The following is a 6,908-nucleotide window of genomic DNA, read 5'->3' on the forward strand; positions in this document are numbered from 1 at the left end:
TCATTAAAACGGCATAAGAGGTCCGCATGTGCGACTTGGTTCAAAAGGAAAGTACTAAATCAGGGGCTTGAAGTTCATATCAAGCTCTTGATTTTGAGCCCCTGACTTAGAACTTTCCTAATCTATTTTTCAAAATATGCTTTATTGGCCTAATAATTGAGGCAATACATTATAGTTTTTCTTTATCAAACTCCAATGCCCGATACTCTCTCCGTAACTCCTGCAACAACTCCTCTTCACTTGGCAGATATAACTTATATTTTGAAGCAAAAATCTGTGTTTCGTTTTCTGGTAACGTAAACTTAACTACAGATTCACTTTTGTCTGCACACAGAACAATTCCTATTGGAGGATTATCTCCTTCATTCATCAATTCGCGTTCGTAGTAATGTACATACATCTGCATCTGCCCCAAATCCTGATGTGTCAAATCCCCGATTTTTAAATCAATTAATACAAAACATTTCAAGATATAATTATAAAAGACAAGATCTATTCGGAAATGCCGCCCATCAAAAGTAATTCTCTTTTGCCTGGCGACAAAAGAAAACCCTCTTCCCAATTCCAAGAGAAACTTCTGCAGGTGAGTTATCAGCGCTTCTTCTAAATCACTTTCATAAAAATCAGCAGCCAGATTCAATCCCAGAAACTCTAATACATATGGATCCCGAATAATATCCTCTGGTACTTTTGCAGGATCCAATTTATGAATTTCTTCCGAAACTTTTTCTTTATTCTGACTGGAAAGCAGTCTTTCATAAAAGAACGAGTTAATTTGCCTTTCCAACTGCCGTGTACTCCAATTCGATTTTATTGCCTCTTCTGTATAAAACTGACGGGCATTATCATTTTCAACACGCATAAGCAGGCGATAATGTGTCCAACTCAATTCGCTACGCAATGCGTAGCGAATTGGAAAAGTAAGATAAAACTGACGCATATTTTTTAAGTTCGCAACAGTAAATCCTTTTCCAAAATCATTGGTCATCTGTTTTGATAATTCCTCTATTAGTCTGACTCCATACTCAGCTTTATCCTCACCACCCTGCTGCTCCACAATACTCTTCCCTATATTCCAGTATGCTTCTACCATTGCAAAGTTTGTACCATTCACTGTCAGCTAATCTCAAGCAAAACTATAAAGATTTCTGCGTTCCCGGTCCTCTTTTCTATAATGATGAATACATACTACTAAATCAGATGGATTTGCCCCCAGCAATTGATAGGAACAAAATACGGCTTCTTTTATGGTAAATCACTCGTATATGGAAGATTTTTATCATATTTATTTTGACTTCTTTTGTAAACAACACCTTCCTTTCTTTCCCATATGACTTCTCCGATTAATGGATTCTGTGGATAATAAAAACTTAATCTTGTAGTCTTAAAAAGCTGAAAATCTCTATTGCTTATAGGATATATGCTTAAACTACTGCGGTTTTTATTTTCGACTTTTTGAACGTCATAAGCCAACATATTGATTGTGTTACCGCCGATTTGTTGTCTTTCATCAATTACCGTCAATTCCCAATCTGCAGAAGACATTGTAATATTCCACTTAAAATCTCTGTAACCGCATAATGAAGCAATTTTAAATCCTCCCCCAAAATAACTGGCATGATCATTTGATGTCGCTGTTTTTATTGATGCTCCAATATGTAATAGTTATTCATAACTGAAATTAACATCATCTACCTGTCCTTTGTCCAATTAATGCCTCATACTTTAACTGATATGCCAGCAGCCTTGGAATATACTCCGGCGGAGTTCTTCGCCCTGCCTCCCAATCCTCCAAGGTCCGAAGAGGAATTCCAGTATGATGCGAAAAATCTCTGCGACTAAATCCAGCCTCTTCCCGCAAATTTTTTATTATTTCCGCTGTATTCATATATTTACCTCACATTGCGTGTTTATTATTCTATTTTATCAAATATTCCGTGATAACGCAATGCGTGGTCTTGAGTCTTAAGATGTTTTAAGTTGTTAGGGGCAAAAGAGTACATGTCAGGGGAACTTTATAATGAACGAGTCCTCACCATACTCAAGTATATCAATATTTCCCATCCGGCATTTACTTCAGTGCACGAATTATCTGCCTCTGTAAATTTCCTTATATTTTTCTGGCAATAAATCCTTTATGTATCTCCACCCGCTGTTGTCTTCCGGTATCAATTTTCTCTATAATATCAGTCATATCCCTGAAGTACAGACCCACATTCCGGGGGATATGCGCATCGGAAGCTGTCAGTATTGATACTTTGCCTTTTTTCATTATTTCAAGCATCCTCCGGTTCATTCCAAGCTGTCTATCTCCGTAATTAATTGCCAATCCGCTGCTTTCTTCAATATACATCCCATTCCTTCTCAGTTTTCCTGCAAGCTCCTCATACATTTCATCATAATTTCCAACCGGATATGCACCGAAGCACTGCAGTGAATTTGGATGAGCCAAGCCGGTAAACAGACCGCTGTCCGCCAGCTTTAAAAGAAGTTCATAATAGCGGCAATACAGTTTATGTAAATCACAGTCTTCTTTTTTCCAGGGCTGGCGAAGGTGGCTGAAGGCCCATCCGTCTATAAAATGCACGGCTCCTACCAGAAAATCAAAGGAATAGCTATTCTTAAGCTTCTCTATTTCCTTCTCATACTGCTGAGAATAGCAGACCTCCAGACCAAACCTAACCTTCACCGGAAAACTCTCTCTTCTCATTTTGTCGGCAAAAAGCAAATAATCAGTCAGGGGGCGTGATTTCTCCAGCTTTTTACAATACCAGCTTTGCTGGTAGCCATTATATTGGAACATTTCCGAATATAAAGAACTGCATTCCCTGAAAATATGGGTATGTTCCAGGAAATAAATTTCCCGAATTCCTCTCTCCTGGGCATAGAAAATGAACTCCTGAAGCCATTCCCTTGTGTAAGACCCTTTTTCCAAATGTACATGGGCGTCAATCATGGGAAAACTCCTTTCCATATTCTATAATTTCCTCCAGGATAGCCTCCCGGTCTACAAGTGAAAAATCAGTGGTATCCACAACAATACGGGGACCGTCTGCACAAAAGCTGTCCATTCCACGCTCCCTGATTCCCTCACAGAAATTTTCATACGACAGGACCGGCGCAGGACAGGATTTCCCTTCTTTTTCCGGATAGCAGTCATTGACTACATGGCCGCGGTGTCTGTCGGGGCTTTCATTTCTTGCCAGGAAACGCTGATAAATAATCTCGTAATTTCCGGTCAGAACCACCGTGACTGCATGATAGGAATATTTTTGCAATAAGAACAGAATACCCTCCCGGGAAATATTCTCAAAATTATTTTCCAGGATAAACGGCCGGCCGCATTTCATCAGCTGCTGGGCGGTATAATACAGGATGTTCATGGCGGAGATCCCCAAAGCTACTTTCTCACTGCGGGAGGCAAAGCCCACATCATCGAACAGGATTTCTTTTATTTTATCCTTTGAGAGCATCGGAAGCCGGAGTCTTTCCGCCAGGAACTCCGCCATGGTGCTCTTGCCTGACGCCGGGATGCCTGTCACTAAAATACAATACATATTCTCTCCTAACCATATTTAAAACATTTAAAAAAGTAAACCTGGAGCATATTTTGATATTTTCACCTATCGTCCCTACCTGAATATATCAATGAAGCGGGATTGTAACAACAATCGAGTTTTCTCTAAAAGTAAATGCTCCCTTTCCGTATGTTTCAATAATCTTAGGCACACCACGACCTGATTTTTCACTAATATGAAGCTGCAGAAAGATTTCTGATAACTTTTCATTTACAGGAATCGATTCCCCTAAGAAAAAGCCTTCCATAGTCTGTGCCGGCGCCAATGTTCCTCTTGATAAGATTTCAATCCTATCTGAGAATACAGAAATCATTGGCTCATTTCCACTTACCCAAAGATTATGCAAAATGGCATTTATGATTGCCTCTCTAAAGGCTTTGTTATCGAACAGTGGTGTTTCCGGACGTTCTACTACACGCTCACTCTCATCTGTCTGAATCAAATTCAATACATCCGCATCCCTTAAAACATCCTCCAAACTATAGAGCAAACAATTATTACCAAATTCTCTTACCGAAAATAAGTTGGAACCTTTGGTCTCTCCTTCAAAAATTGACACTCTTAATGGGAAATGCGAATTATCCGAAAGCAGCTGTGCCAGAAGGTTGTATTCTCCATCTTTATTTCTTAAACCCAAATTCTTTTCAAAGGTCTTCACATTTAGCACAATCCCTTTTGAACCATAATATCCAAATAATTTTGAAAAGGTCAGTTCCTGATATTTTGCCGGTAACGTTTCAATGGTCTCTACTCTTCCGTCTAGAATTTTAAACAGCTGGATTTCCCTTTTCAATATTCTTAAAACTTGTTATCGCTCAGAGTTCGACTTGTAATGAAAGAAACCGATGAAATATACGGATTGATGTTAAAGCCATCTTTTCATTTTTGTCTCGTTTTATCCACATGAGAAAAACCATGTTGTCTACAACGATACATGGGCCACAGCAATCCTCCCCAACATATATTCATAGAATTCCCCCGCGGCATTCTCCTCTATCCACATTTTTTTCTCCCCGGAATAGCATTCCAGGGCTTCCAGAATCAGGCCGGTATATTTTTCATCCACATTCCTTACTCCCCATTCCCCTCCAGCTTTCTTGGAGAGGACCAATCCTTCCTCCGCATACCCCAGCACACGGCACAGATTGAGGATTACATAAATCGGATTTTCACGGATGTCCTCTCCGGTGGATGCAATATCATTCATGATACTCTCGAAATACATCTCCCTTGGCACCTCGCCGAAAACCTCCGAAACGGCCGCTCCCCACAGGCATATTCCATAATGGCGGATAATCATGAAATGTCCCGCCAGATCCGGATCTGTCCCCTTCATATTCCGAACATAATCCCCGGGATTCTCCTGAAACCATTTTAAATGCATGGGAGAAAAATGCAGTTCAAAGGGAATCGGATGCACCACCTTTTCACAGCAGCTGCGTTTCACTAGGCTCATTTCAATCCCTTTTTCCGGCGCCAGCTCATTCAGCCTGACCGTCTGTTCCATAAGCTGCAGCTTCTGTTCTTCTGTCGGCGCTTCCTCCGTTACGATAATCAGATCAATATCGCTCTTATCCGGATTAAAGCATCCCATGGCAAGGGAGCCGTGCAGATACACTCCCGTCAAATTCTCCCCAAATATTTTCCGGCTTTCCTCTGTAAGCCTGTCCGTTATCAATTGATAATCCATTTTAACTCCTGTCCGCATGCTCCGCACGCCTGCTGCCTTTTCCGGGCCTTCAGAAATAACCCTTATTTTGCTTCCTCTTTCCCATTCCCATAGATTCCATAAAGCCCATCCACATACCTGCTCACATTCCTGTCATACTCCGGATAGGAATACCCCCACACCGCCGCACATTCCAGCGCCGTTTTCCGGAACAAAGCATGGCAGGTGAACAGAGCCTTCCACATATTTTCATAGGAATCCTCTCTGTAAGTGCTCATCAGCATGTCCCATGTTTCCTCCGCCAGATACCGGCTGATAAATTTATAATTCTTTCCCACGCTGAAATCAAAACCATATTCCATGCCCACCTTCCAGGAAAGCATTCGCAGTAGTTCATTCCGCAACAGATGCAGATGGTCAATGGCGTATAAAATTTCTCCCCGGCACAGACCCTTGGCAACATAAATTGTCAGGTTCCAGAACTCATTGCAGCAATCGTCAAAGCTGCGCGGGCCTGGTTTTTTCAGCCAGTACTCCTGATCGGAGGGAACTATTTTTTCAGGCACCCTGCCGTCCTTATCGAGCAGGATGGTCCGAAGCCCGTCCCCCTGCAGATAATCATGAATTTGCTTCGTCTCCAGCAGCGTCAGATCCATTTTATTATAATCGTCAAACAGAATCAGATAGGAATAACCTTCCTCCTCTGCCGGAAAAAGCTCCATATCCTCCGGCTCTGCATCATGACGATACTCCCGAAGAAAGAAATCCAGCCATCATCTTCCGTGAATATACCGATATCGTCCACAAAATATGTAATGTCAAAGTCCTGGAAGGAATCACGGGGGATATTTTTATTCACCCTTGACCCCTCCATGCCCACCATGCGGATATGCTCGTTATCCCGTGCAAATGTTAAAACCAAATCCATAAATTCTTCCGGTGTCCTCATATTTTCTTCCTTTCTTCCATGCTAGTTTTTTTATATCCTGCAGGCAGCGCAAGGTTCTCCGTTTTACCTTCCCGGACTCCGGGGCCTGCTCTTTTTCCCGGGCGAAGCTACCGTATTCTCACCTTCCAGTCTTCCCCGTCCACAATGGATTCCCCTTCCTCCACATGGCCTCCCGGCAGCGTATAGCCCTTCCAGTCCTCTCTGACCCGGTTCTGCAGTAAAATCCTGTTTTCCCGGTATATCAGACAGATAACCGTCAGCTCTATATTTTCAGTCCTTGCCATATTTGAATCCTCCTGTAAACGTCAAACACACTTTCCTTTAGAATAGCACGGCCATTTTCCCTGTGCAAACGAATTAGTATATTTATTCTGAAGATCCTGGCTGCCCAGGCTGATACCGGATGCATTTTTCTGCGTTATTTCGCCCTTTACCGGATTTTTTCCAGCTAAACCAACGGTAGAATTGCAGATTCGCCTGTAAATCGGTTTCTTTCAGCCTTCAGATATATTATCCTGTAAGCAAAGGTACGTCGGTACAACAGAAAGGGCACACGCTGAAATGAATAATGAAAAAATGGGGAAGTTAGTGTGAAAGAAAGTAGAGGAAAACCATAAATGGACGCACTTGAATAAGCTGTCTAAGGCAGGCAACTTTTTGAAGTGTTATAGAGTTAGGAAATTAAATCAAGAAGCTAATGGTTCATCAGGCG

General features: G+C 41.8%; 8 protein-coding genes and 1 pseudogene. All 9 read right to left on the reverse strand.

The window, feature by feature from the left end; genetic code table 11:
• Positions 1-169: 169 nt before the first annotated feature.
• The 9 genes and pseudogenes from FYJ45_RS28510 to FYJ45_RS28550 all read right to left on the reverse strand — a co-directional run bounded on the left by FYJ45_RS28510 (position 170) and on the right by FYJ45_RS28550 (position 6,480).
• Entirely contained in the window at positions 170-1,093 is a 924-nt protein-coding gene (locus tag FYJ45_RS28510; protein ID WP_154468340.1) for a PDDEXK nuclease domain-containing protein, read from the reverse strand.
• Between the two features lie 152 nt (positions 1,094-1,245).
• A complete protein-coding gene (locus FYJ45_RS28515; RefSeq protein ID WP_154468334.1) occupies positions 1,246-1,545 on the reverse strand; it encodes a hypothetical protein in 300 nt (99 codons plus the stop codon).
• 142 nt (positions 1,546-1,687) lie between these two features.
• Entirely contained in the window at positions 1,688-1,888 is a 201-nt protein-coding gene (locus FYJ45_RS32935; RefSeq protein WP_154468335.1) for a helix-turn-helix domain-containing protein, read from the reverse strand.
• A 222-nt stretch (positions 1,889-2,110) separates the two neighbouring features.
• Positions 2,111-2,974, reverse strand: coding sequence for a PHP domain-containing protein (locus FYJ45_RS28525; protein ID WP_154468336.1), 864 nt, complete (start codon positions 2,972-2,974; stop codon positions 2,111-2,113).
• Entirely contained in the window at positions 2,949-3,557 is a 609-nt protein-coding gene (locus FYJ45_RS28530; protein ID WP_154468337.1) for an AAA family ATPase, read from the reverse strand. The genes FYJ45_RS28525 and FYJ45_RS28530 overlap by 26 nt, the downstream gene beginning before the upstream one ends.
• A gap of 88 nt (positions 3,558-3,645) precedes the next feature.
• The gene (locus FYJ45_RS28535; protein WP_235931061.1) at positions 3,646-4,371 is read right to left on the reverse strand and encodes an ATP-binding protein; all 726 of its coding nucleotides are present in this window, start codon (positions 4,369-4,371) and stop codon (positions 3,646-3,648) included.
• A 129-nt stretch (positions 4,372-4,500) separates the two neighbouring features.
• Complete coding sequence (locus FYJ45_RS28540) at positions 4,501-5,268, reverse strand: aminoglycoside adenylyltransferase domain-containing protein (protein ID WP_154468338.1); 768 nt, start codon at positions 5,266-5,268, stop codon at positions 4,501-4,503.
• 167 nt (positions 5,269-5,435) lie between these two features.
• Positions 5,436-6,196: pseudogene (locus tag FYJ45_RS28545) on the reverse strand (aminoglycoside 6-adenylyltransferase); the annotation flags it as partial.
• Between the two features lie 107 nt (positions 6,197-6,303).
• A complete protein-coding gene (locus tag FYJ45_RS28550; RefSeq protein ID WP_154468339.1) occupies positions 6,304-6,480 on the reverse strand; it encodes an NUDIX domain-containing protein in 177 nt (58 codons plus the stop codon).
• Between the last annotated feature and the right edge of the window lie 428 nt (positions 6,481-6,908).

This window comes from Eisenbergiella porci, from assembly GCF_009696275.1.
Taxonomy (GTDB): Bacteria; Bacillota; Clostridia; order Lachnospirales; family Lachnospiraceae; genus Eisenbergiella; species Eisenbergiella porci.

Coding starts and splice junctions, on each gene's coding strand:
- FYJ45_RS28510 (WP_154468340.1), bottom strand. CDS start 1,093: ATGGTAGAAGCATACTGGAATATAGGGAAGAGTATTGTGGAGCAGCAG.
- FYJ45_RS28530 (WP_154468337.1), bottom strand. CDS start 3,557: ATGTATTGTATTTTAGTGACAGGCATCCCGGCGTCAGGCAAGAGCACC.
- FYJ45_RS28550 (WP_154468339.1), bottom strand. CDS start 6,480: ATGGCAAGGACTGAAAATATAGAGCTGACGGTTATCTGTCTGATATAC.
- FYJ45_RS28515 (WP_154468334.1), bottom strand. CDS start 1,545: ATGTCTTCTGCAGATTGGGAATTGACGGTAATTGATGAAAGACAACAA.
- FYJ45_RS32935 (WP_154468335.1), bottom strand. CDS start 1,888: ATGAATACAGCGGAAATAATAAAAAATTTGCGGGAAGAGGCTGGATTT.
- FYJ45_RS28540 (WP_154468338.1), bottom strand. CDS start 5,268: ATGGATTATCAATTGATAACGGACAGGCTTACAGAGGAAAGCCGGAAA.
- FYJ45_RS28525 (WP_154468336.1), bottom strand. CDS start 2,974: ATGGAAAGGAGTTTTCCCATGATTGACGCCCATGTACATTTGGAAAAA.